At 68.2% G+C, this 23,438-nt stretch carries 19 protein-coding genes and 1 tRNA gene; 10 read left to right on the top strand and 10 right to left on the bottom strand.

The window, feature by feature from the left end:
* Nucleotides 1-6: 6 nt before the first annotated feature.
* From grcC1 to A9X04_RS03285, 3 genes are all read left to right on the top strand, one after another.
* A complete protein-coding gene (gene grcC1, locus A9X04_RS03295) occupies nt 7-1,023 on the top strand; it encodes a nonaprenyl/(2E,6E)-farnesyl/geranylgeranyl diphosphat synthase (RefSeq protein WP_067917712.1) in 1,017 nt (338 codons plus the stop codon).
* An 82-nt stretch (nt 1,024-1,105) separates the two neighbouring features.
* Nucleotides 1,106-1,966, top strand: a complete 861-nt coding sequence (htpX, locus tag A9X04_RS03290; RefSeq protein WP_067917711.1) for a zinc metalloprotease HtpX — start codon at nt 1,106-1,108, stop codon at nt 1,964-1,966.
* Between the two features lie 196 nt (nt 1,967-2,162).
* A complete protein-coding gene (locus tag A9X04_RS03285; protein ID WP_067917709.1) occupies nt 2,163-2,519 on the top strand; it encodes a type II toxin-antitoxin system HicB family antitoxin in 357 nt (118 codons plus the stop codon).
* A 16-nt stretch (nt 2,520-2,535) separates the two neighbouring features.
* Here A9X04_RS03285 and A9X04_RS03280 read toward each other — a convergent pair whose 3' ends face one another.
* Entirely contained in the window at nt 2,536-4,089 is a 1,554-nt protein-coding gene (locus A9X04_RS03280; RefSeq protein ID WP_067917707.1) for a SulP family inorganic anion transporter, read from the bottom strand.
* Between the two features lie 245 nt (nt 4,090-4,334).
* Nucleotides 4,335-5,360: an NAD(P)H-dependent glycerol-3-phosphate dehydrogenase gene (locus A9X04_RS03275; protein ID WP_067917705.1), complete on the bottom strand. Its 1,026-nt coding sequence runs from the start codon at nt 5,358-5,360 to the stop codon at nt 4,335-4,337.
* A 137-nt stretch (nt 5,361-5,497) separates the two neighbouring features.
* Between A9X04_RS03275 and A9X04_RS03270 the strand changes: the two genes are divergently transcribed.
* The gene (locus A9X04_RS03270) at nt 5,498-7,024 is read left to right on the top strand and encodes a trypsin-like peptidase domain-containing protein (RefSeq protein WP_067917799.1); all 1,527 of its coding nucleotides are present in this window, start codon (nt 5,498-5,500) and stop codon (nt 7,022-7,024) included.
* Nucleotides 7,025-7,042: 18 nt separating this feature from the next.
* Here the strand turns inward: A9X04_RS03270 and A9X04_RS03265 are convergent, their stop codons facing one another.
* A complete protein-coding gene (locus A9X04_RS03265; RefSeq protein ID WP_067917703.1) occupies nt 7,043-8,554 on the bottom strand; it encodes an NAD(P)/FAD-dependent oxidoreductase in 1,512 nt (503 codons plus the stop codon).
* A 169-nt stretch (nt 8,555-8,723) separates the two neighbouring features.
* The gene (locus tag A9X04_RS03260) at nt 8,724-9,215 is read right to left on the bottom strand and encodes a YajQ family cyclic di-GMP-binding protein (protein ID WP_067917701.1); all 492 of its coding nucleotides are present in this window, start codon (nt 9,213-9,215) and stop codon (nt 8,724-8,726) included.
* A 69-nt stretch (nt 9,216-9,284) separates the two neighbouring features.
* Between A9X04_RS03260 and A9X04_RS03255 the strand changes: the two genes are divergently transcribed.
* Nucleotides 9,285-9,368, top strand: a tRNA-Tyr gene (locus A9X04_RS03255).
* A gap of 18 nt (nt 9,369-9,386) precedes the next feature.
* Here A9X04_RS03255 and A9X04_RS03250 read toward each other — a convergent pair.
* The 3 genes from A9X04_RS03250 to A9X04_RS03240 all read right to left on the bottom strand — a co-directional run bounded on the left by A9X04_RS03250 (nt 9,387) and on the right by A9X04_RS03240 (nt 12,451).
* Complete coding sequence (locus A9X04_RS03250; protein ID WP_197509012.1) at nt 9,387-10,313, bottom strand: cytochrome P450; 927 nt, start codon at nt 10,311-10,313, stop codon at nt 9,387-9,389.
* Nucleotides 10,314-10,606: 293 nt separating this feature from the next.
* Complete coding sequence (locus tag A9X04_RS03245) at nt 10,607-11,533, bottom strand: DMT family transporter (protein ID WP_067917697.1); 927 nt, start codon at nt 11,531-11,533, stop codon at nt 10,607-10,609.
* An 18-nt stretch (nt 11,534-11,551) separates the two neighbouring features.
* Nucleotides 11,552-12,451, bottom strand: coding sequence for an oxidoreductase (locus tag A9X04_RS03240; RefSeq protein WP_067917696.1), 900 nt, complete (start codon nt 12,449-12,451; stop codon nt 11,552-11,554).
* Between the two features lie 91 nt (nt 12,452-12,542).
* On the opposite strand from A9X04_RS03240, the gene A9X04_RS03235 reads away from it, so the two are divergent.
* The 5 genes from A9X04_RS03235 (at nt 12,543) to A9X04_RS03215 (ending at nt 20,170) form a co-directional block, all read left to right on the top strand.
* Nucleotides 12,543-13,529 carry a diacylglycerol kinase family protein gene (locus tag A9X04_RS03235; RefSeq protein ID WP_067917694.1) on the top strand — a complete coding sequence of 329 codons (987 nt, stop codon included), beginning with the start codon at nt 12,543-12,545 and terminating at the stop codon, nt 13,527-13,529.
* Nucleotides 13,530-13,987: 458 nt separating this feature from the next.
* Complete coding sequence (locus A9X04_RS03230; protein WP_067917692.1) at nt 13,988-17,233, top strand: thioester reductase domain-containing protein; 3,246 nt, start codon at nt 13,988-13,990, stop codon at nt 17,231-17,233.
* 16 nt (nt 17,234-17,249) lie between these two features.
* Nucleotides 17,250-18,158 (top strand): metal-dependent hydrolase, encoded by a 909-nt coding sequence (locus A9X04_RS03225; RefSeq protein ID WP_067917690.1) that lies wholly within the window; start codon nt 17,250-17,252, stop codon nt 18,156-18,158.
* 13 nt (nt 18,159-18,171) lie between these two features.
* Entirely contained in the window at nt 18,172-19,083 is a 912-nt protein-coding gene (locus A9X04_RS03220; RefSeq protein ID WP_197509010.1) for an alpha/beta fold hydrolase, read from the top strand.
* A 10-nt stretch (nt 19,084-19,093) separates the two neighbouring features.
* Complete coding sequence (locus tag A9X04_RS03215) at nt 19,094-20,170, top strand: PDR/VanB family oxidoreductase (RefSeq protein ID WP_067917686.1); 1,077 nt, start codon at nt 19,094-19,096, stop codon at nt 20,168-20,170.
* 21 nt (nt 20,171-20,191) lie between these two features.
* Here A9X04_RS03215 and A9X04_RS03210 read toward each other — a convergent pair whose 3' ends face one another.
* The 3 genes from A9X04_RS03210 to A9X04_RS03200 are packed head-to-tail and all read right to left on the bottom strand — an operon-like array spanning nt 20,192 to nt 23,416.
* Nucleotides 20,192-21,205 (bottom strand): cation diffusion facilitator family transporter, encoded by a 1,014-nt coding sequence (locus A9X04_RS03210; protein WP_067917684.1) that lies wholly within the window; start codon nt 21,203-21,205, stop codon nt 20,192-20,194.
* A gap of 43 nt (nt 21,206-21,248) precedes the next feature.
* The gene (locus tag A9X04_RS03205; RefSeq protein ID WP_067917682.1) at nt 21,249-22,583 is read right to left on the bottom strand and encodes an ATP-binding protein; all 1,335 of its coding nucleotides are present in this window, start codon (nt 22,581-22,583) and stop codon (nt 21,249-21,251) included.
* Nucleotides 22,580-23,416 (bottom strand): response regulator transcription factor, encoded by an 837-nt coding sequence (locus tag A9X04_RS03200; protein ID WP_369828913.1) that lies wholly within the window; start codon nt 23,414-23,416, stop codon nt 22,580-22,582. The genes A9X04_RS03205 and A9X04_RS03200 overlap by 4 nt, the downstream gene beginning before the upstream one ends.
* Nucleotides 23,417-23,438: the final 22 nt, after the last annotated feature.

The following is a 23,438-nucleotide window of genomic DNA, read 5'->3' as shown; positions in this document are numbered from 1 at the left end:
GGTCGGGTGAGTACTCCGGCGACGGTGGTGGCGGGCGTGGACTTCGGCGACGCCGCGTTCGCGGCGGCCGTGCGTGACGGCGTCGGGCGGATCGAGCAGCTGATGGACACCGAGCTGCGCAGCGCCGACGAGGTGATGACCGACTCGCTGACGCACCTGTTCAAGGCCGGCGGCAAGCGATTCCGGCCGTTGTTCACGGTGCTGTCCGCCCAGATCGGGCCCAACCCCGAGGCGCACGATGTGACCATCGCCGGCGCGGTCATCGAGCTGGTGCACCTGGCGACGCTCTACCACGACGACGTGATGGACGAGGCGGAGGTGCGCCGCGGCGCGCCCACCGCAAACGTCCGATGGGGGAACAACATCGCGATCCTGGCCGGGGACTACCTGTTCGCCACGGCGTCGCGGCTGGTCTCCCTGCTGGGACCGGAGGCGGTGCGGTTGATCGCCGAGACGTTCGCCCAGCTGGTAACGGGCCAGATGCGCGAGACGCGCGGCCTGACGGGCGCGGCCGAAGGCGTGGACCCGATCGAGCACTACCTGAAGGTGGTGTACGAGAAGACCGCCTGCCTGATCGCCGCGGCCGGCCGGTTCGGCGCAATGTTCTCGGGCGCCGACGCGGAGCAGGTCGAGCGGCTGAGCCGCCTCGGCGGCATCGTGGGCACCGCCTTCCAGATCTCCGACGACATCATCGACATCGACAGCGATTCGCACGAGTCGGGCAAGCTGCCCGGCACCGACGTGCGCGAAGGCGTGCACACCCTGCCGATGCTCTACGCCCTGCGCGAACCCGGCCCCGACGCGGCGCGGTTGCGGGAGCTGCTGGCGGGTCCGATCGACGACGACGACGCGGTGGCCGAGGCCCTCGCCCTGCTGCGGGCGTCCCCGGGCATGGCGAAGGCCAAGCAGACGCTGGCCGAATATGCGGGCGAGGCCCGCGACGAGCTGGCCCTTCTGCCCGACGTGGCCGGCCGGCGCGCGCTGCAAACGCTGGTCGACTACACCATCAGCCGGCACGGGTAGCGGGTTGCGGAACCCAACGACCCATCTCGGGCGTTCAATTGGCTGTAGTAGTCAATTCCTGAGTGCTCCGAGGAGGACACCGATGACCTGGCATCCCCATGCCAACAGGCTGAAGACCTTCGCCCTGTTGGTCGGTATGTCCGCGTTGATCGTGTTTGTCGGATCGCTGTTCGGCAGGACGGCCATGTTGCTGGCGGTGCTGTTCGCCGTCGGGATGAACATCTACACGTACTACAACAGCGACAAGCTCGCGCTGCGGGCCATGCACGCGCAACCGGTGTCCGAACTGCAGGCGCCGGTGATGTACCGGATCGTGCGCGAGCTGGCCACCGCCGCGCACCAGCCGATGCCCCGGCTCTACATCAGCGACACCAACGCCCCCAACGCCTTCGCGACGGGCCGCAACCCCCGCAACGCCGCCGTCTGCTGCACCACCGGCATCCTGGGCATCCTCAACGAGCGTGAGTTGCGCGCGGTGCTGGGTCACGAGCTTTCCCACGTCTACAATCGCGACATCCTGATTTCCTGCATCGCCGGCGCGATGGCGTCGATCATCACCGCGCTGGCCAACATGGCCATGTGGGCCGGCATGTTCGGCGGTAACCGCGACGGCGAGAATCCCTTTGCGCTGCTGCTGGTTTCGCTGCTGGGCCCGATCGCCGCGACCGTGGTGCGGCTGGCGGTATCCCGGTCACGGGAGTACCAGGCGGACGAATCCGGCGCCGTGCTGACCGGCGACCCGTTGGCCCTGGCGTCCGCGCTGCGCAAGATCTCCGGCGGGGTGCAGATGGCCCCGCTGCCGCCGGAGCCGCAGCTCGCCAGCCAGGCGCACCTGATGATCGCCAACCCGTTCCGGGCGGGCGAGCGAATCGGGTCGCTGTTCTCGACGCACCCGCCGATCGAAGACCGCATCCGGCGGCTGGAGGCGATGGCGCGCGGCTAGCTGTCGACGCTCTCCGCGGTACGAGTGGGTTGCCGATCTTTTGATATCACCCGCGCTATCAAATTTTGAGTGAGCCACATGGTCTGGAGAGCCGGGCCACCCGCCCGACGCCCGCGCCACCCCGCCCGCCGCACGCCCCCTCAGCTGGGGATGAGTGACTCCCCGATTTGATATCGCCCGTGCTATCAAGTCCCGCGTGGACCGCTACACCTACCGCGCGCAATGGTTGCCCGACTACAACGAATACCTGGGCGTATGCATTGAATTGCCCTACATGAGGCGCGAAGCGCCGACGGCGCCCCAGGCCGTGGCCGCCATCGAGGAGGCTGTCAAGGTCCACGTGGAAGCCCTGCGAGAAACCGGAGAGGTGCCCCCCGAACCGCTTTCCGAACGCCGCTACAGTGGGAGAATCCTCGTCAGAACCTCACCGCAGCTGCATGCCCGCCTCGCGCTGGAAGCCATCGAGCAGGGCGTGCCGATGAACCAATGGATAGTCCAGAAACTCAGCGGGCGGGCGCCGAGCGAGACCTTCGGCCTCTCGGGGTGGGACTAGCTAGCCCGGTGCCCGATCAGGCTGCGGCCCCGGGTCTTTCGCGTTCGATCAGCTCGCTTGCATCCCTGCGAGCCGCGTGGCCCGTCTCCAGCCTGCCCCGGATCCGGACCGCGCCGCCGTTGGCCTCGTGCTGGCGCTGCCAGTCGCTGACCGCCTGATGCGCAGCGTGATCCAGGTAGTGCACCGAAACCTCCACGGTGACAACGCTTCCGCTGGGGATCGACGCCAGAACCCGCGTCAGCCGCGGAAGCGCCAGGAACGTGCACGCCGCACCCTCGATCACCACCTGCCACTCGTCGTCGACCGGCTTCGCCTCAACCCTGGCGCGGATGACCCGCCAACCGGTCAACGCGATGGCCAGCGCCAGACCGATCATCACGCCGTGCAACAGGTTGAGGAAGACGACGCTGACCGAGGTCACGACGTACACGGCGAGATCGCCGTGCTTCATTGCGGTTTCGATGTGAGCCGGCTTGAGCAGCTGAACGCCGATGACGATGAGCAGTCCGGCCAGCGCGGCGGTGGGGATCTCTTCGACGAGCTCCGCGAACGGGACGGTGAACAGCAGGATCCACACGCCGTGCAGGAGGGCCGAGGCCCGGGATCGGGCGCCGGCGTTGACATTGGTCGAGCTGCGCACGATCACCCCGGTGACCGGCAGCCCGCCGATGGCGCCCGAGACGATGTTGGCGGCGCCCTGTCCCACCAACTCCCGGTTGAAGTCGGTGCGCGGCCCGTTGTGCATCCGGTCGACCGACACCGCTGACAGCAGGCTCTCGACGCTGGCGATGAGCGCGACGGTGATCACTCCGATCGCAACCGCGCCCCAATTGCCGTGCGGAAGGTCGGGCAGCTGCAGCGCGTCCAGCGGCGACCCCTCGAGGTCGATCCGGCGCACGTGGAACGGGAAGACGACCGACACCACGGTCACGGCGACGATGGCGACCAACGGGCCCGGAACGCGGCGCACCTTGGCCGGAACCCACCGCCACCCGACGAGGATGACGATCACCAGCACGCCGAGGATGACCCCGGGACGATGCGCGCCGATGATCTGACCCGGCAGCCCGATGAGGTTGTGCCAGGCTGTGCTCTTGGACTTTCCGCCCAGCAACACGTGCGCCTGCTGCAGCGCGATCGTGATGCCGATGCCCGCCAGCATCGCGTGCACGACCACCGGTGAGATCGCGAGGGCCGCCCGCGCGACGCGGCTGAGTCCCAACAACACCTGCAGCGCGCCCGCGGCTACGGTGATCAAACACGTTACGCCCCAACCGAAGTCGGAGACCAGGTCGGCGACGACGACGGTCAGCCCGGCGGCGGGGCCGCTGACCTGCAGCGGTGACCCGCCGATGGCGCCGACCACGATGCCCCCGACGATCGCGGCGATCAGGCCGGCGAGCACCGGGGCGTTGGAAGCGATCGCGATGCCCAAGGACAACGGGAGTGCGACCAGGAAGACCACGAGCGACGAAGGCAGGTCGTGGCGGATGATCGATCGCACCCTGTCCTTGCGCGCGTGCGTGCCGTGGCCTTGAGGTTGATTGCCGAGCTGTTCGATGTCCTGCATCGGTCTCGTCCCTCGTTAGGAGTTAGCGGGGGATGTTCCGATATCCGCCCCGAGTGGCGCTGTATTACGTCGGCGTAACACCTTGGCGCACAGCAAGTTATAACCCGTCCGGACCCATGGAGCCGCGGCCGGGAACCCCTGGCTGCTTCGTCGACGGTATTTTGCTGGCAAACGCCGGGTCAAGCCGATGGGTCAAGCCCATATGGAACGCAAAGATTTAAATTCCGCGTCGCCGCACGGCCAGCTCAGAAGCCCGAACCGTGCACCTCGTGGCCCGGGACTTCGGCGATCAGGCCGCGATAGGCCTCCTCGACGGTCGAACCGTGGTTGATCACCGCGTCGACCTCGCGGGCGATCGGCATGCTCAGTCCGAACTCGTTGGCGAACTCCATGATCACGCTGGCGGCCTTCACGCCCTCGGCGACCTGGTTCATCGAGGCGATGATCTCGTCGATCGGCTTGCCGGCGCCCAGTTGCTCACCCACATGCCGGTTGCGGCTGCGCTGGCTGGTGCACGTCACGATGAGGTCGCCCAGGCCGGCCAGGCCGGGGAAGGTGTCGGGGTTGCCGCCCATGGCCACCCCCAGCTTGGTCATCTCGCGCAGGGCGCGGGCGATCACCAGCGCCCGGGTGTTCTCCCCGATGCCCAGCGAGTAGCCCATCCCGACCGAGATGGCGTAGACGTTCTTCAGCGCCCCCGCCATCTCCACCCCGACGACGTCGTCGGTGGTGTAGACCCGGAAACGCCGGGTGCGGAACAGCCCGGACAGCCGGGTCGCCAGATGCTGGTCGGGCATGGCCAGCACCGCCGCCGCGGCGTAGCCCTCGCCGACCTCGCGCGCGATGTTCGGACCCGCCAGGATTCCCGCCGGATGACCGGGCAGCACCTCCTCGACGATCTGCGACATCCGCATGTTGGTGCCCTGCTCGAGTCCCTTGACCAAAGACACCACCGGCACCCAGGGCCGCAGCTCTTTGGCCAGCTCGGTGAGCACGCCCCGGAACCCGTGGGAGGGAACGCCCATCACCACGACGTCGGCGCAGTTGGCCGCCTCGGCGAAGTCGGAGGTGGCGCGCAGGGTGTCGCTGAGCACCGCGTCGTCGCCAAGGTAACGGCTGTTGCGGTGGTTCTCGTTGATGTCCTTTGCGGTCTCCTCCGAGCGCACCCACTGCAGCGTCGGTCCCCGGCGCGCACAGATGGACGCCACCGTGGTTCCCCAGGAACCACCACCGAGGACAACGACGTTGGGTTCGCGCATCTGTGCCGCCATGGCGATCAGCGTATTGCCGACACCAACGATTTAGAAGCAGTTCACGAACCAATGGCCCGGCAGCCGGGGACTTCTGTCCCTAGCCCCGCGGTGTGCCGCATCGGATCGTCATGGTCAACAACCATCAAGGAGAAGCCATGTCCCGCCGAGCCGGCCTCGTGACCAAGAGGCGCCTGCCGAGCCGCAGCTTGGCCTTGCTGTCTGCGGCTGCCCTCTCGCTGCTTGGGTCGCCAGGCATCGCGTCCGCCGATGGCGGTCGCCCGCAGACCAACCCGGAGGAAAGGGCGGCGGCCATGATCCGGCCCGCCGTGATGTACTTCGCCGCCGAAGCCGCCGGGTGGGTCCGGCTACCCAACGGCGACCTCCTGCCGCACTACAGCGAACCCAACGTCAACAGGGCCTTCGATGCCGCCTGGGGCTGCACCGCCTTCGTCGTGAATCCCGACGGCTGGGTGGCGACCGCCGGCCACTGCGTCGACCCGGAGGAAGCCAAGAGCGCGATCCTCAGGCATGCCGCCGCCGATTACATCGCCGAATTCCCGGACTCGCCCGAGGCGGCGGATCCCGAGCGGGCGGTGGAATGGCTGCGCGCGAACGCGCACGTTGAAGGCACCACCGCCGACCGGGGCCCCGAGATCAGCATCACGCTCCTGTACGGCACCGGGACGAAGGTCGCCGGCAAGATGCCCGCGAACGTCGTCGACTTCAAGCCCCTCGAGAAGGGCGATGTCGCCCTGTTGAAGGTGGAGAAGCACAATATGCCGTCGTCCGAGCTGGCCACCGACGCCGACGTCAACATCGGCACCTCGGTTCTCGCCGTGGGATTCCCGGGGAGCACCGAGCGTGTCACCGATCCCTCCCTGGACCCGACGAACAAGAGCGGCAAGGTCAGCAAAAAGTCCTCCATGGGAACCATTCCGGAGTATGAGATCGATGCGGCGGTGTCCCCGGGCATGAGCGGCGGCCCGACCATCGAGCTCAACGGCAAGGTGATCGGGCTCAACAGCTTCGGCCCCACCGGCGAGCCGCAGGCGTTCAACTTCATCGCGCCCGCGGACGGCCTGGCCGCGGTCCTGGCGGGCAAGGGTGTCAAGGCGACGCTCGGGCCCGCCGACGTGTCCTACCGCAAAGGGCTCGACGCGTACTACACGGGTCACTACACCGACGCGATCAAACATTTCGACCAGGCCCTGTCGATGTCACCCGACTATCCCGGGGTGGCCGATCTGAAGACGAACGCGGTCAATCTGCGGGCGCAGTACGGTGATGTGTCGGCGTCTGGAAGCTCGAAATCGCGGTGGTACCTCCTGGGCGGCGTTGCGCTGCTGCTCGCCGTGGGCGCCGGTGTCGTCCTGGTGGTGGTGACAACCCGTCGGCGGCGGCCGGCCCCAGCCGGGGTGACCGGCTTCCAGCCGGTCCCGGGCGGGCAGTTCCCGGCGGGCGGGCCGCAAGCCGGACCCTTCGCCCCGCAGCCCGCGCCGCCCGTTGCACCGGCGCCGGTGCCGGGCACGCCGGAACCGCCCGGCGCCGCGCAGCCTGCGGGCATAGCCGTTGCACAACCGTCGACGGCAGCCGAACCCCACTTCTGCGCGGGCTGTGGCGCCGAGCACCATCCCGCCGAAAGGTTCTGCCCGAACTGCGGGAAGCAGATCTCTGCCGGGTGAGCCGGCCGAGCGCCGGCCCTAGCCCGCCAACGCCTCCCGATCGGAAACCCGCCCGAACACCATCGCCTCCTCGATGCGGTCGAAGCGGTAATCGATGGCGTCGGCGAGGTAGTTCTGCCGCACGTTCCACGGCCGCTTGGTGCCCGATTTCGGCAACGCGTGCACCGACCGCAACACGTAACCGGCGTTGATGTCCCACGACGGCTTCTCGGTCATCGGCTCGTTGCCGCGATGCGGGTAGGCGTGCGTGTAGCCGTGAGCGGCCATGTGCGCCAGCAGCTTTGCCGTGGCCCGAGCGGTGATGTCGGCGCGCAGCGTCCACGACGCGTTGGTGTAGCCGACGCACCAGAACAGGTTGGGCACGTCTTCGAGCATGTGCGCCTTGTAGACGAAGCGGTCGTTGGTCTTGACGTCGTTGCCGTCCAGGCTGATCGCCGTCCCCCCCAGGGCCTGCAGCTGCAGGCCGGTCGCGGTGACGATGATGTCGGCGTCGAGGTGCGCGCCCGATTTCAGCGCGATGCCGCTCGTGTCGAAATGGTCGATGTGGTCGGTGACCACGTCGGCGCGGCCGGCGGTGATGGCGTTGTACAGATCGGCGTCGGGGATCAGGCACATCCGCTGGTCCCACGGGTTGTACCGCGGCTTGAAGTGGGTGTCGACGTCATAGCCGGGGGGCAGGCTACTGATCGCCTTGCGCCGCAGCAGCCACCGCACCAGCCCCGGCGCCTTGCGCGACAGGGCGAAGAACACCGCCTCGGTGAGCGCGCTGTACATCCTGACGACGAGATGAGCCGGCTTGCGGGGCAGCACTTTCCGCGCGGCGGCGGCGACCTTGCTGTACTTGGAGGCCGAGATGAGGTAGGTCGGGGAGCGCTGCAGCATGGTCACTTTGGCGGCCCGGTCCGACAGCGAGGGCAGCAGCGTGACCGCGGTGGCCCCGCTGCCGATCACCACGATCTTCTTGCCGGTGTAGTCCAGGTCCTCCGGCCAGTGCTGCGGGTGTACCACCGTGCCGCCGAACGTTTCTATACCGGGGAAGTCGGGGGAGTAGCCCTCGTCGTAGTTGTAGTAGCCGCTGCCGAAGAACAGGAATCGGGCGCGGTAAAGCTTGCGCGCGCCGTCCTGCTCGACGGTGACCGTCCAGGTGTCGGTGGCCGAATCCCAGTCGGCCGAGCGGACGTAGGCGTTGAACCGGATGTGACGATCGATGCCGTACTTGCGCGCCGTGGCAACCAGGTACTCGCGGATGTGGACACCGTCGGCCACCCCCTCCTTGCGCGTCCACGGCTCGAACGGGAAGGACAGCGTGAAGATGCTGCTGTCCGAGCGCACGCCCGGATAGCGGAACAGGTCCCAGGTGCCGCCGATCTGTGCGCGCCGCTCCAGGATGGTGTAGGTCAGCTGCGGGTTGCGCTCGCTGATCCGGTAGGCCGCGTCGATGCCGGAGATGCCGGCGCCGACGATGATGACGTCCGAGTACTCGGCCTCGGTCGGTACCGGGGCGCCGGCTTCCTGGGGAGTCACGGTCATCGTGAACCTCGCTCACATTGTGGGGCTGGTCACTACATTAGGCACCCACCGGTTGGCCGGGCCAGTAATCGCCCGTCGAGCGCGAGCGTAACGACAATGCGAAAAATCGGGCGCAATTTCGCGGTGAGGTTACGCTCGCGGCCGCGGTGCCCCCGAAGCCGCCGCCCGCCTAGCGGTAGTTGACGAACTGCAGCGCGACGTCCAGGTCCGCCTGCTTGAGCATCGAGATGACGGCCTGCAGGTCGTCGCGCTTCTTGCTCGTCACGCGGATCTCGTCGCCCTGGATCTGCGTCTTGACGCCCTTCGGCCCCTCGTCGCGGATCAGCTTGGTGATCTTCTTGGCGTGCTCGCTGTCGATGCCCTGCTTCAGGGTGCCGCTGACCTTGTAGGTCTTGCCGGACGCCTGCGGCTCGCCGGCGTCGAAGGCCTTCATCGAGATGTCCCGGCGGATCAGCTTCTCCTTGAAGACGTCGACGGCCGCCTTGACGCGTTCCTCGGTGGACGACGTCAGCTCGATAGCCTCGTCGCCTTTCCACGCGATCGTGGTGTCGGTGCCGCGGAAGTCGAAGCGGGTGGCCAGCTCCTTGGCGGCCTGGTTGAGTGCGTTGTCGACCTCTTGGCGCTCGACTTTGCTGACAATGTCGAACGATGAGTCCGCCATTCGATCCGTCCCTTCATCCCGTGATGGCCGTTTGTGCTTTGTCTACCCCCTCGTTGTAACCTGTCTGGCGGCAGGTTGCCCGAGCGGCCAATGGGAGCGGACTGTAAATCCGTCGCGAAAGCTTCACAGGTTCGAATCCTGTACCTGCCACCACCAGCTCGCGGCCGCCTGTTACCAGGTGACCGGAACGGCCGCGACACCGCCGTCGATGCGGTCGGTGATGATCTCGAGATCGTTGACGTCGACGGCCAGGCGGATGTCCGGGAACCGCTGGAACAGCGACCTGACCATCATCCGCAGCTCGATGCGCGCGAGGTTCTGCCCGATGCAGTAATGCGGCCCATGACCGAAGGCGATGTGGCCGTTGGGCATTCGGTCCGGGTTGAACACGTCGGGGTCGTCGAACACGGATGGGTCGCGGTTCGCCGCCCCTTCGGAAACGATCACCAGGTCGCCGCGGCGTACGGTGACACCGCCGATCTCGACGTCCTCGAGCGCGTACCGCGGCCGGCCCGTGTGGTGGGGCGAGGTCATCCGCAGGATCTCCTCGACGGTCTTGTCCAACCGTGCGCCGACGTCGGCCATCAGCCAATCCCGCCGGCTCGGCTCGCTGAGCAGGTAGAGCACCGCGAAGTCCATTCGGGCCACCATGGTTTCGTGACCGGGGGAGACCAGGCCCACCGCGAAGTATCTCAGGTCGGAATCGGAGAGCAGGTGGGGATCGGCATCCTGAGCGGCCAACAGATGCGAGAAGACGTCTTCGCCGCGGGCGTGCCGCTTGGTCTCGAGCAGACGGGTTACGCATTGCCGGAGTTCGGCGATGGCGGCCATCTTGTCATCGGCGTCGGCGGTGCTGCCCAGGCGCCCCGACAGGCCGATCACGTGGTCGCGGTCCGCGTCGGGGACACCCAGCATGGCGCAGATCACCAGGCCCGGAAGCCGGAATCCCACCAGGTCATGGAAGTTCACGGGCTGGCCGGGATGGCGGTCGTGCGCCGCGGCCATGTCGTCGAAGCAGCCGTCGGTCAATTCCTGGATCCGGCCACTGAACGGCGCGAGCCGCTTTGGGGCGAACCACGGCAGCATCAGCTTCCGCATTCTCGTTACCTGACCTTCGTAGGCCATGACCATTCTCGCCATGTCACGTTCGAAAGGGTTGTCTCCCAAGGCCTTTGGATCCACCGGGGCGTGAAGACCGAAGCGCGCCGCGTCGGCGAAAATCTCGCGGGCTTCTTTATAGCTGGTCACCAGCCACGCCGGCCGACCCGTCGGCGTCAAAACCCCGGTAAGCGGCGCGTCGCGGCGAAGCGCATGGTATTGCGGCGCGAGAGCCAAGACGTTAGGGCGCGGCAACGGCAGTTGGACTGCGGGGCAGTCGGTACCGGCCATCGCTACCCGCTCAAGCGTTGCGGAGACGCTTCCGGCTCGTCGGCGATTCTGACGTCGCGACCCGCGCCCGCCGACACTGTCGCGGCCTCACCGTGGGCCAGGCCCACCGTCGCGACGATCACCAACACCGCCGCCACCGCCAGTACCACCCAATCGAAGCCGTGCGCGTCCAACGTCTCGCCCAGCACGGTGATCCCGAGCACCGCGCCCACGATGGGCTTGGCGGCGATGATCGTCGGCAACGAGGCGGTCAGCGCGCCGGCGCGGTAGGCCGATTGATGAATCACCATCCCGGCCGCCCCGCAGAACACCCAGCCGTACAGCTCGGGTCTGCTCCACAACTGGTCGGGGTTGTGTTCGAGGATGTCGACGACGCCCTTCATCAGCACTGCGAACACCGCCAGCAACGAGCCGGCGACCGCGGCGAGCAAGACGGCCGCCGCCGGGCGGTCCGACCAGACGCGGGCGCCCAGCATCGCCAACAGCAGCGGCGGGGCCATCGCCAGGGCCACGATCAACCAGACCTGGGCCGCGGCGCGCTCCTGGCCGCCCACCGGCTGGCCGACCGCGATGACGACCACCAGCGCCGCGGTCAGCAACATCGCCCACATCCACTCGCCGCGGGTGACCGGGTGGCGGCTCATCCGCGCATAGAGCGGCAGGGCGAACAGCAGCGAGGTCACCTGCAGCGACATCACCAACAGCACCGAGCCCTTGTCCAGGGCCGCGGCCAGCAGAATGTAGCTGGCGATGTCGCCGAGACCGCCCATCCACCAACGGGTATCGCGCAACAGCATGCCGAACAGCGCCAGGTGCCCGACCGGTTTGTCGGTGACCTCCTGCGCGGAACGCTGGCGCACGACGTTGCCGATCGCCGACGCCAGTGCGGCGCACAGGGCAAGAATCGCCGCCAGATCAGCCCTCGACATGCCACCAATCTAGTCGTGTCACGGCAAACCGCCCGCCGGGAGCGGGAACGCGGTGCCCGTCAGCCGCTCGGACAGGTCCCACAGCGCCGCGGCGGTGCCCGCCCGCTTGGCGGGCCAGTTGCGCCAGGTCGGCTGGGTGCGGCCATACAGACCGAAGCGCGGGCCGACGAAGGTGTTCCCCGGCAGATCCTGCGACACGGCGTACAGCGTCTGCCGGGCGCCGAAATCGGCGTCGGTGGACACGATGCGGTCGACGGCCAGTACCGCCGCGTCGCCCCATTTGCGGCCGGAATTGCCCTGCAGGTTCGTGTGCGACCAGCCCGGGTGGGCGGCCACCGCGCGCAGCCCGGAACCGGCGGCGTCCAGGCGCCGCTGCAGCTCGCTGGTGAACAGCAGGTTGGCCAGCTTGGACTGGCTGTAGGCCAGCCACGCCGAATACGGGCGGGACCGCCAATTCAAATCCCTGAGGCTGATGTAACCGAAGTGGTGCATCAGCGACGACACCGTCACCACCCGGTCGGTCAGCCTGGGCAGCAGCAGGTTGGTCAACGCGAAGTGGCCGAGGTGGTTGGTGCCGATCTGACCCTCGAAGCCGTCGGCGGTCACCGCGTGCTTGGTGGCCATGATGCCGGCATTGTTGACCAGCACGTCGACCGTGCCCATCTCGTCGGCGAAGCGCCGCACCGAGCCCAGGTCCTGCAGGTCGAGCTGGCGCACCTCGACTTGGCCGGTTTTGAAGCCGGTCATCCGCTCGGCGGCGGCCTTGCCCTTCTCGGTGTTGCGCACCGCCAGCACGACGCGGGCACCGACCCGCGCCAATTCGCGGGCGGTGACCTCGCCCAGGCCGGCGTTGGCCCCGGTGATCACGACGGTGCGTCCGGCGAACGAAGGCAGCTGCGCTGCGGTCCAACCCGGCATGCAGCCCACCCTAACTACGTGATCTCGTCCATCCGAACGCCGCAGGTATCGTGCGTGGGATGGCCAGCGGAAACTCACCCGGACGCCACGGATGTATCTAGGTGTCATCGTCAATCCGCTCGCGCGCCGGAACCGCCGCGGGCGGGGCGACCGCGTCGCCGAGTTGCGCCGCATCGTCGGCCCGTGGGGCGAGGTGCACGAGACGGCGTCCATCGAGGAGCTCGGCAAGACCCTGGACCGGCTTCACCCGCGGGTCACCCACCTGGTGGGGGACGGCGGCGACGGCGCGCTGCACTGGTTGATCAACGAGATCGAGCGCTGCGAGAGCGATCCCGACCGCTGGCCGGCCTTCGTGCCCACCAATGGGGGCAGCGTCAACGCCGTCGCCCGCAAGGCACGGGTTCGTGGGCGGCCCGACGCCGTCGTCCGCCGGCTGGCGGCCGCCGCGGCGGCCGACCGCCCCCCGCCCGAGATCCGCCTGGACACCTTGCGGCTCGACGGCGAAACCGCGGACGGCGCGCCGTTCCACCGGCTGTGCTTCGGGCTGGCCGCCGGCGGCGTCGGAAACCGGTTCTACGACATGTATTACGGAAAGCCCGACCACGGCCGCGGCGAAGTCGCGAAGGTGATCGGTCGGTCGTTCCGTGACTATCTGGCGTCGAAGGTCGGGCGCTCGCAGGCGTCCAACTACGCGTCCGTGCTGTTCGCGCCGACGCGCGCCCGAGTCGTCATCGACGGTGAGGAGGTTCCGACGCGGACGCACCGCCTGCTGCACGCCGGTGCGATCGACCTGCGGATCGGCGGGCCGTTCCGGCTTTTCCCGAAGGCCGAAAGCCCCGGTGCGCTGCACTTTCAGGCCGGCGAGGTCAGGCCGTCCAGGATCGTCACGCAGCTTCCGTCGGCGCTCACCAACGGGACGGTCCACGGCCGTCGGGTACGCGACGTCAACGGACGTGAGATGGTGATCGAGGCCGAGGGTGAGCCGCTGTCGCCGATCATCGACGGCGAACGATACGTCGGCGTCACCAGGCTGGTGGCCCGCGCCGGCCCGCTCATCCGCGTCGCCCGGACCGGCTGACTGCGTATCTCAGTAGATCAGCAACGCCGGCGCCGGAAGGCCGTGGCGGAAATCACTTTCATGCCGCCATCCCCGCGCGGGAGCTCCATATCCATTGGATGGATTTACGTCGTTTGCGGTGGCGATACGAAATGAGGCCCGAATCACGTGCGATTTGCGAAGCGCAAATTCAGGAAGCGCGCAAATACAAACATCAGTATGTCCGTGTGGGCGGAGCGCTGTCCGGTGGAATCACCTGGTAGGGACCGTTATCGCGGATACTGAGGTCAGTAGTTACGCCCTTGTTCGACGGAAGTCAGTCACCGTAGCCAAGCCTATGCTGTGAGATTAATGTGCACCGCCCAAAATGCGCCTGCTTACTTTGCCTGGGCTGCTCCAGCGGCGTTACATTGGGATTTATCCATTGGTACGAAAGCCCTTATCGCTCATAGTGAACCCAGAAGGGGGTGGCTCCTGCGATGGAGACGCTCATCGATCATCTGCACAAGTGGGAAGCTTTAACGCCCGACAAGACCCTCTTCCGCTTCGTCGACGCCGAGGGCCGGGAGCAGGAGCACTACACCTACCAGACTTTCGCCGAGCGGACACGTGAGCTGGCCGCCTACCTGGCGACGGAGGCCGGGCTGCGCCGGGGAGATCGCGTGCTGCTGGTCTACCCGCCCAGCTTGGAGATGGTCGCGGCGTTTTACGCCTGCGCCCGCATCGGGCTGATCGCCGTGCCGGTCAGCCCACCGCTGCCGATGTCGTTCGAGTCGGGACTGGCCAAACTCGCCTTCATCGCGCGGGACTGCCAGGCCAAGGCGGTGCTGTCGACCAAGCAGTTCGAGTACGACTACCGCCTGCTGGTCAATCACCTCGAGAGCGAGTCGCCGTGGCCGGAGATCCAGCGTCCCCCGGAACTGCCGTGGTTCGGAACCGATGGCACGCAGGAGTTCGGCGGCGCCCCCGTCCCCGACACACCGGCTCCGGTGCTCTTCCTGCAATACACCTCCGGCTCCACCAGCGACCCCAAGGGCGTCGTCGTCACCCACACCAACGTCATCGCCAACGCCTCGGCCTTCACCGGGGGCGAGGTCCTGGTCAGCTGGCTGCCCCAACACCACGACATGGGTTTGATCTCCGCATACCTCTTCGTCCTGCTCGGCGGCGGGACGACGCACGCGATGTCGCCGCTGGACTTCCTCAAGCGGCCTTCGGCGTGGCTGCGGCTGATCAGCGACGTGCGCGCCACCCACACCCCGGTGCCCAACTTCGCCCTGGAGCTGTGCCTGCGGGAGGACAAGCTGCCCACGTCCGAGCTGGAAGGGGTCGACCTGAGCAGCCTGCAGAGCATCGTCGTCGGCGCCGAGCCGCTGCGCGCCAGCACGTTCGCCCGCTTCCGGCAGCGCTTCGCCCCCTACGGCCTGGAGCCCAACGCGCTCACCGGCGCCTACGGCATGGCGGAGAACACCCTGATCGTCTCGCTTCGCGGACGCCAGACGCTGGCGCTGAACAAGCGCGCCCTGGAGAAGAACCTTGCGCGGGTCGAAAAGGCGCAGCCCGAGAACCGCAACCAGGTCCCGGTGGTGAGCTGCGGCAAGCCCATCGACGGCAACGTGGTCCGGATCGTCGACCCGGAGTCCGGGCAGGCGCTCGGCGAGGGCCGGGTCGGCGAGGTCTGGCTGGACGGGCCCTCGAAGGGGGGCGGCTATTGGAACCGCCCGGAACTGACGGCGGAGGCCTTCGCCGCCCGCATCCCCGGCGACGACGTGCACACCTACCTGCGCACCGGCGACCTCGGCTTCCTGTACGAGGGTGAGCTGTTCGTCTGCGGCCGCAGCAAGGACCTCATCATCGTGCGGGGCGTCAACTGCTACCCCTCGGACATCGAGGGCATCGTGGAGCGGTCGGCCCCGCAGGTCCGCGGTGGCTGTGTCGCCGCCTTCGCGGTGGAGCAGGACGAGCAGGAAGTGCTGACCGTGGTGGCCGAGGTCCGCGACGCGGACGCGCTGCCGGACGGCAAGGCACTGGCGCGGGCCATCCGCCGGCACGGCCACATCGACCCGCACGCCATCGCGTTCGTGCCCGCGCACAGCATCCCCAAGACCACCTCGGGGAAGATCCGGCGCTCGTCCACGCGCCAGCTCTGGCTGGATGGTCAACTACCGGTGTTGGCCACCTACACCCATCAGCCCCACGATGCGGCGCAGGAGGGTGCGGGCCCACTGGACCGGTTCCGCAACCTGATCGAGAGCTACGACCTCACCGGCGACGAGGACTGCTCCTTCGCGGACCTCGGCATCGACTCGCTGGCGCTCGCCGAGCTGCGGGCGGACCTGCAGGCCCTGCTGGAAGAGCACGGCGCCGCGGAGCTGGCCGAAGACGTCAACACGCGCCTGCTCCAGCGGCTGACGGTGGCCGAGTTCTTCCGGCTCATGCGGCAGTTCGGCGAGGGGTCCGGGCAACCGCTGGATGCGCTGCGCGAGGCGCTGGACCAGATTTCGGCCGAGTACGAGGCCTACGAGGTCGCGCGGATGCGGGCCGACGCCCAGCTTCGGTTGCCGGCGCTACCGCCGGCGCGGCCGGGCACGCCCAGCGACATCCTCTTGACGGGGGCGACGGGCTTCCTGGGGCCGTTCCTGGTCAGCAGCCTGCTCGGCCGCACGTCTCACACCGTGCACACCCTGATCCGCGCCACGGACACCGCGCACGGGCTGGACCGGATCGTCGCGTCGCTGCGCAAGGCCCGGCTGTGGTCTCCAGCCCTGGAAGCGCAGGTCCGGGAGCGGGTGCGCGTGGTCTGCGGAGACCTCGCCGAGCCGCAGCTGGGCCTGGGCGAGGCGGGGTTCCGGCGGCTGGCCGGGAGCGTCGACGCCGTCGTCCACAACGGCGCCCTCGTCAACTACGTGCGCACCTACGACGCCCTGCGGCCCGCCAACGTGGCCGGGACGCACGAGCTGTTGCGGCTGGCCATGACGGGGCACCGGAAGACCTTCCACCTGGTGTCCAGCACCTTCATCTACGGGTGGAGCGTCAAACCGGTGGTCGGGGAGTCCGACGCGAACCTGGAGATGAACGCCCTGGACTTCGGCTATTCGCAGACCAAGTGGGTCGCCGAACAGCTGGCTTTCGCCGCCCAGCGGCAAGGGCTCGACGTGCGCATCTTCCGGCCCTCGCTGATCTCACCGACCGGCGCGGGCTTCGGCAGCCAGGACGACATCCTGGTGCGCACCGTGGCGTTCATGATCGAGCACGGCGTCGCCGCCGACGCGCTCAACCAGCTCAGCCTGCTGCCGGCGGATTTGATCGCCGACCACATCGTGGCGCTGATGGACCTGCCGAAGGACGACACCGTGTGCGGCAACGTTTTTAATATGACGGCCGACGACTACTACAACCTGACCGACATCACCCGGGTGTTGTCGGAGCGCTACGGCTACCGCTTCGACTACCACGACATTCCGTCGTTCGCCGCCGAGATGAACCGTCGGTGCACGCCCAGGGACCCGATCTACCCGCTGGTCGACTTCCTGACGCGCTCGGCGGACAAGATCGCGGCGATGCGGGACAAGCGCTACGGCAACACCCAATACCAGCGAGCGCGCGCCCTGGCCGATATCCGCCTGCGCGAACCGGCCCTGACCGAGACGGTCGACAACCTGGTCCGGTTCTTGCGTAGCGAGCGCCTGATCACCGAGGCTGAGGACGAGGCGCGCAGCGCCTGACTCAAGGGGGTCCACCATGTTCACCGTCGATGACCAGGCCACGGGGCCGCATGACGCATCGCTCGACCACGAGCGGATCGTCCTGCAGGCGCGTGACGTCGACTTCGACTGGGCGACGCTGCCGTTCTACTACGTGCCGGGCGAGCCCTTCACCACCCACTTCTGCAACGTCCTGCACCTGCTGCTGCCCGCCGGCGAGGAGTTCATCGTCGACGCGTTCAAGAACACGCTGCCGCTGATCAAAGACGATCAGCTGCGGCTGGACGTGCAGGGCTTCATCAGCCAGGAGGCCATGCACTCCCAGGCGCATTCGGGCGTGCTGGACCATTTCGCGGCCAAGGGCATCGACGTCACGCCGTTCACCGACCAGATGGCGTGGCTGTTCTCCCAACTGATCGGCGACCGGCCCGGCTGGGGTCGGCGGCGACGGCAGAGCTGGCTGGTCGAGCGGGTGTCGATGGTGGCGGCCCTCGAGCACTACACCGCCATCCTGGGCGAATGGATCCTCGACACTCCGCAACACGACGCCTTCGGCACCGACCCGGTGATGCTGGACCTGCTGCGCTGGCACGGCGCGGAAGAGGTCGAACACAAGGCGGTCGCCTTCGACACCATGAAGCACCTGGGGGCCGGCTATTGGCGCCAGGTGCGCACCCAGCTGCTGGTGACGCCGGCGCTGCTGTGGTTGTTCATCCGTGGCGTGCGGTTCATGTACTCGGTCGACCCCTACCTGCCGCCGGGCACCAAGCCGCGCTGGCGCGACTACTTCAGCGCGGCGCGCCGGGGCCTGGTGCCCGGGCCGTTCCAGTTCTTGCGGGTCATCGGCGCCTACTACACACCCAGTTTCCATCCGTCCAAACTGGGCGGGTTGGGACGCGCAGTCGACTACCTGGCCCGATCGCCCGCGGCCCGCGCGGCGCACTGAGGGCATGCGAGAGATGACTCAATCCAGCACCGTGATCGCCTCCGACGGCGTGTCGCTGGCCGTTCATGCCCGCTCGGAGATCGATCCGGGACGCCCGACGATCTTGGCCATCCACGGCTACCCGGACAACCACCACGTGTGGGACGGCGTCGCCGACGAACTCGGCGGGCGGTTCAACGTCGTGGCCTACGACGTGCGCGGGGCCGGCGAGTCGTCCAAGCCGCGCAGGCGCTCGGGATACCGCCTCCCGCAACTGGTTTCCGATGTCGGCGCGGTGATCGACAGCCTCGGGGTGGGCCGGGTACACCTGGTGGCCCACGACTGGGGTTCCATCCAGGCGTGGGCCGCGGTCACCGACGACGCGGTGATGCCCAAGGTCGCCTCGTTCACGTCGATCTCCGGCCCGCACCTGAACTACGCGGGCAGGTTCCTTCGGTCCCCGCGCACCGCCCACGGGGTGTTCGACGTGCTCAAGCAGGCCCTGGCGTCGTCGTACATCTGGTTCTTCCTGTGCCCGGCGGTGCCGGAGCTGGCGATCTGGTCCCGCGCGTCGGTGGCGGTCTTCGCGGGGGTCGAACTGATCGGCCGCCCGCGCGGCACGGGCCGGAGGCGGGCGGCGCCCACCCGGTCGATCCGCGACTATGTCAACGGTCTCAACCTGTACCGCGCCAACATGCCGGCGCCGTTTCTGGCTCCGCCGAAGCAGCTGCCGCAGACGGCCGTCCCGGTGCAGGTGCTGGCGGCGCGCCACGACTATTTCGTCTCGCCGCCCCTGCAGCGGTTCACCGGCTCGATACCGCCCCACGGCAGGGTCGTCGACATCGAGGGCGGACATTGGGTGGTGTCCTCGCATCCCGACGTCATCGCCCGGCTGACGAGCGAGTGGGTCAACCAGGTCGCCGGCACCGACATCCGACAGGCATAGGACATCCGTTGTGACGCATGCGATTTGGAGTAGCAGGCCCGCCGACCTCTACGGTCGCCGCAGACGCGATCGCCTGTACACCGCGTTGTGGGGGGTGGGCACCCTGTTCGGCGGGTTCGCGTCGGCGTCGCGGTGGACTCCGGCGCGGGTCGTGCCGGTGCAACGGACCAACACCGCGGTGGTCACCCAGCGCGAGCTCCTCACGCCCGACGTGGTTGCCCTGACCCTCGCCGACGCCCGGGGCGGGTTGCTGCCGTCGTGGACTCCCGGCGCGCACATCGACGTCCGGCTGGCCTCGGGCCGCCGCCGCCAGTATTCGTTGTGCGGTCCGCCGGGGCGGCGCACCGACTACCGCATCGCGGTGCGGCGGATCGCCGACGGCGGCGGCGGCTCGATCGAAATGCACGACACCTTCGACGTGGGCGAAACGCTCGAGTTCGAAGGCCCCCGCAACGCCTTCTACCTCGTCACCGACGAGCGGGAGGTGTTGTTCGTGATCGGCGGCATCGGCGTGACACCGATCCTGCCCATGATACGACTTGCCCAGCGCCGCGGAATCGACTGGCGCGCCGTGTATTGCGGGCGCAGCCGGGAGTTCATGCCGCTGCTCGACGAGGTGCTGGCTATTGCGCCCGAGCGGGTCACCGTCTGGGCCGACGACGAGCGCGGCCGCATCCCCACCGTCGAGGAACTGCTGGCCGACGCCGGGCCGGCGACGGCCGTGTACGTGTGCGGGCCGACCGCCATGCTCGAATCCGTGCGCAGGGCGCGCGATGAACACGCCGACGCGCCGCTGCACTACGAACGGTTCGGGCCGTCGCCCGTCGTCGACGGTGTGCCGTTCGAGCTGGAGCTCGCCAGGTCGGGGCGCGTGCTCGGCGTCCCGGCGAACCGGTCGGCGCTGGACGTCATGCTCGATTCCGATCCGACCGCGGCGTACTCGTGCCAACAAGGTTTCTGCGGGACCTGCAAGGTGAAAGTTCTTGCGGGACGGGTCGATCGACGCGGCCGCGCCCTGGAGGGCGACGGCGAAATGCTGGTCTGCGTCTCCCGGGCGAACGGCGGTCGCCTGGTGATCGACGCCTGAAAACGCGGCAGCGGCAGGGGCTCAGACCGCCTCTTCCGTGTGGTGCGCCGGGTAGGCGTGGACGAGCGCGCTGTTGAGCCTTGGCACGGCGTGCGTCAGTTCGTGCTCGGCGTCATGAGCGATGCGGTGGGCCTCCTCGAGGCTGGTGCCGGGATCGATGTCGAGTTCCGCGTCCGCGTGCAAGCGATGCCCTATCCAGCGCATCCGGATGCTCCGCACGCCGCGGACACCGGGCCGGGCGGCCAGTGCCGCTTCGGCGGTGTCGACGAGTTCGGGGTCCACGGCATCCATGAGCCGGCGGAATATTTCACGGACCGCCCCGCGCAGCACCGCCAGGATCGCCAGCGTGATGACCAGGCCGATGATCGGGTCGGCTATCGGGTAGCCAAGGGCGACACCGCCTGCTCCGAAAAGCACGGCCAGAGAGGTGAATCCATCCGTTCGCGCGTGTAGGCCGTCGGCGATGAGGGCGGCCGAGCCGATGCGGCGACCGATCCGAATCCGATAGACGGCGACGACTTCGTTGCCGACGAAGCCGATCAGACCCGCGGCCGCGACCCAGCCGAGGTGCCCGACGGGCACGGGGTGAAACAGGCGCCGGATCGATTCGTAGCCCGCGACGAAGGCCGACATCGCGATCATGCCGATGACGAACAAGCCCGCCAGATCCTCGGCGCGCCCGTAGCCGTAGGTATAGCGCCGGGTGGCGGCACGGCGACCCAGCGCGAACGCGATCCACAGCGGGACGGCCGTAAACGCGTCCGAGAAGTTGTGAATGGTGTCGGCGACCAGGGCGATGGACCCGGAAACGACGGCGATGACGACCTGTACGAAAGCGGTTGCGCCCAGCCCGAGCAGGCTGATCTTGACCGCCCGGATCCCGACCGCGCTGGTTTCCAGCGCGGTGTCGACGCTGTCGGCGGCGTCGTGGCTGTGCGGGAGGAAAAGTTGCGTCACGAGGCCGCGAAGCCCATGGGCATGCTCATGACCGGGACCATGGTGGTGGTCGTGATCGTGCCCGCTATGGGTATTCATCAGCGCGTTGCCCGCTTACCTGCATGCATACGCAGATACTAGATCACTTACCCGGCCCGCGCGAAAACCTGACGGCGATCTCAGCGCCGCCGCCGACGCGATTCTCGGCGGTTATCGTGCCATCGTTGCGCTGCGTGAGGGTGTCGACGATGGCCAATCCAAGGCCGGCGCCCCCGGCGGTCCGTGCGGTGTCGGCGCGGCTGAATCGGTGAAAAGCGTATGGGAGGAAGCCGGGCGGGAATCCGGGCCCCTGGTCGGCGACGTGGATCTCGACGCCGTCGGCGGCCGTCCGGACGTGGATGGTGATCGGCGGGGCGCCGTGCTGGGCGGCATTGTCGATGAGATTGCCGATGACCCGATCCAGATCGTCCGGGTGGGCGCGGATGTATTGTCCTGCAGGGCAGTCGATTACAAGACGATCGCCCAGGCTACGCCGGTAGCGCTCGCCGATGGCGGCCAGGGCGGTGCTCAGGTCGACAATGGGCGGGTCGGGCCGCCTGCCCGCGTCCGCGACCGCGAGCAGGTCGCGGGCCAAGCGGGACAGCCGAGTGGTTTCCTGCAGGGCGGAGCTCAATGCGTCGACGAGCTCGGGGTTGCTGCGCGGGCGCCGCAGGGCGAGCTCGAGTTCGGTGGTCAGCAGGCTCAGCGGGGTGCGAAGTTCGTGGCCCGCGTCGACGACGAACTGTCTTTCGCGCTCCAGCGCGTCTTGCAGCCGCTGCAGGAGCTCGTTGAACGTGGTTCCGAGATCACGGATTTCATCACGGGCCGGTGGTACGGGCAGCCGGGCGTCCGCGTCGCCGGCGCTGATCCCGGCCGCCCGGTTACGCATCCGTTCGACCGGCCGAAGCGCGGCGGCCGCGAGGAGGTATGCGCCGACGGCGGTGGCCAACAGCAACAGCGGGAAACTGACCGCCAGCTCGTTGCGCAGATCCGCGACCGCGGCGTCCCGGTCGGCGAGACTTTGGGCCGCGACGACGACGCGTCCTCCGGGCGCCGGACCGGCCACCATGCGCACGGGCGCCGGCAGGTTGCCGAGCCGCGATTGATCGGTGACCAGTATCCCGCGGCGGGCGCTCGCCAGCTGCGAGGTCGTCAGCGCGTTCTGCCCGCCCAGATTGGAGGTCGCCGCCAGCACCCGACCCTCCGGGCCGACGATCTGCTGGGCGGTGTCGGGATCGCCTCCGGCCAGTACGGGATCGTCGTCCGCCGCGATCGGACCGAGGTTGGCCAGTTGGGTGGACAGGGACTCGGTGATCGCGGTGTCGAGCGATCCCTTGGTGTGGGCAACCGTGAGACTCGCCACCGCGAATAACAGCAGCCCCGTCACGACGGTGAAGGCGGCGGTGAGCCTGATCCGGATCGGCCAGCGCCGGATCATCGGCTCGATTTCTCGGGCACACCGCCGCCGTCGGCGCGCATACGGTAACCGATCCCACGGACGGTTTCGATGGAGCGCGTCCCGAATGGCCGGTCGATCTTGTCGCGGAGCCCGCGGATGTGAACGTCGATGACATTGGAACGTGATTCGTACGCGAAGTCCCAGCAGTGTTCCATTAGCAGGTCTCGGGTGAGCACCGTGCCGGGTCGGCGCATCAGCAGTTCCAGGAGCCCGAACTCCTTTGCCGTCAACTCAATCTCGACATCACCCCGCCAGCATCGGTGGCCCGCAGGGTCGGCTCGCAACGCACCGGCGGTCAATACCGTGGGTCGCGGTGTCGGCCCGCGGCGAATGAGCGACCGCAGTCGGGCGAAGAGCTCATCGAGGTGAAAGGGCTTGGTGACGTAGTCATCGGCGCCGCCGTCAAGCCCCGCGACTCGGTCGACGACGGCGCCGCGGGCGGTGAGCATCAACACCGGCACCCAGTTCTGCCGGCGGCGCCATTTCTGGCAGACCTCGAACCCCGACATTCCCGGCAGCATGACGTCGAGGACGACGGCGTCGTAGTCACAGACCGTTGCGGCGTGGTAGCCGCTCGGGCCGTCGGCGGCGATGTCGACCGCGTAGCCCTCTTCGACCAGGCCGCGGCGGAGTAGGGCGGCCATTTTTGGCTCGTCCTCGACCACCAGCACTCGCACGGTCGCCACCATCCTCTCCCCGTACGGAGATGCCATCAGGCTTACACCCATCATCACCTCTAAGTGGGTAAAGCAGGTGTAGTCGCCGTTGATGAAGTTGCGATGAGGACATTCCGCCACGCCGTCCGGCTTCATCGTGGCTTCATGAAGAAGCGGT

It is taken from the genome of Mycobacterium sp. E3247 (assembly GCF_001667785.1).
Taxonomy (GTDB): domain Bacteria; phylum Actinomycetota; class Actinomycetes; order Mycobacteriales; family Mycobacteriaceae; genus Mycobacterium.
This window is presented reverse-complemented; position numbering and strand designations above follow the sequence as displayed.

What these genes read in the sequence shown, in the direction of transcription:
- A9X04_RS03280 (WP_067917707.1), bottom strand. Translation starts at nt 4,089, where the DNA reads ATGCAGGACATCGAACAGCTCGGCAATCAACCTCAAGGCCACGGCACG.
- A9X04_RS03220 (WP_197509010.1), top strand. Translation starts at nt 18,172, where the DNA reads ATGACTCAATCCAGCACCGTGATCGCCTCCGACGGCGTGTCGCTGGCC.
- A9X04_RS03235 (WP_067917694.1), top strand. Translation starts at nt 12,543, where the DNA reads ATGTATCTAGGTGTCATCGTCAATCCGCTCGCGCGCCGGAACCGCCGC.
- A9X04_RS03265 (WP_067917703.1), bottom strand. Translation starts at nt 8,554, where the DNA reads ATGACCGTGACTCCCCAGGAAGCCGGCGCCCCGGTACCGACCGAGGCC.
- A9X04_RS03270 (WP_067917799.1), top strand. Translation starts at nt 5,498, where the DNA reads ATGTCCCGCCGAGCCGGCCTCGTGACCAAGAGGCGCCTGCCGAGCCGC.
- A9X04_RS03260 (WP_067917701.1), bottom strand. Translation starts at nt 9,215, where the DNA reads ATGGCGGACTCATCGTTCGACATTGTCAGCAAAGTCGAGCGCCAAGAG.
- A9X04_RS03275 (WP_067917705.1), bottom strand. Translation starts at nt 5,360, where the DNA reads ATGGCGGCACAGATGCGCGAACCCAACGTCGTTGTCCTCGGTGGTGGT.
- A9X04_RS03205 (WP_067917682.1), bottom strand. Translation starts at nt 22,583, where the DNA reads ATGATCCGGCGCTGGCCGATCCGGATCAGGCTCACCGCCGCCTTCACC.
- A9X04_RS03240 (WP_067917696.1), bottom strand. Translation starts at nt 12,451, where the DNA reads ATGCCGGGTTGGACCGCAGCGCAGCTGCCTTCGTTCGCCGGACGCACC.
- A9X04_RS03230 (WP_067917692.1), top strand. Translation starts at nt 13,988, where the DNA reads ATGGAGACGCTCATCGATCATCTGCACAAGTGGGAAGCTTTAACGCCC.
- A9X04_RS03225 (WP_067917690.1), top strand. Translation starts at nt 17,250, where the DNA reads ATGTTCACCGTCGATGACCAGGCCACGGGGCCGCATGACGCATCGCTC.
- A9X04_RS03250 (WP_197509012.1), bottom strand. Translation starts at nt 10,313, where the DNA reads ATGCGGAAGCTGATGCTGCCGTGGTTCGCCCCAAAGCGGCTCGCGCCG.
- A9X04_RS03200 (WP_369828913.1), bottom strand. Translation starts at nt 23,416, where the DNA reads ATGAAGCCGGACGGCGTGGCGGAATGTCCTCATCGCAACTTCATCAAC.
- A9X04_RS03210 (WP_067917684.1), bottom strand. Translation starts at nt 21,205, where the DNA reads ATGAATACCCATAGCGGGCACGATCACGACCACCACCATGGTCCCGGT.
- A9X04_RS03245 (WP_067917697.1), bottom strand. Translation starts at nt 11,533, where the DNA reads ATGTCGAGGGCTGATCTGGCGGCGATTCTTGCCCTGTGCGCCGCACTG.
- htpX (WP_067917711.1), top strand. Translation starts at nt 1,106, where the DNA reads ATGACCTGGCATCCCCATGCCAACAGGCTGAAGACCTTCGCCCTGTTG.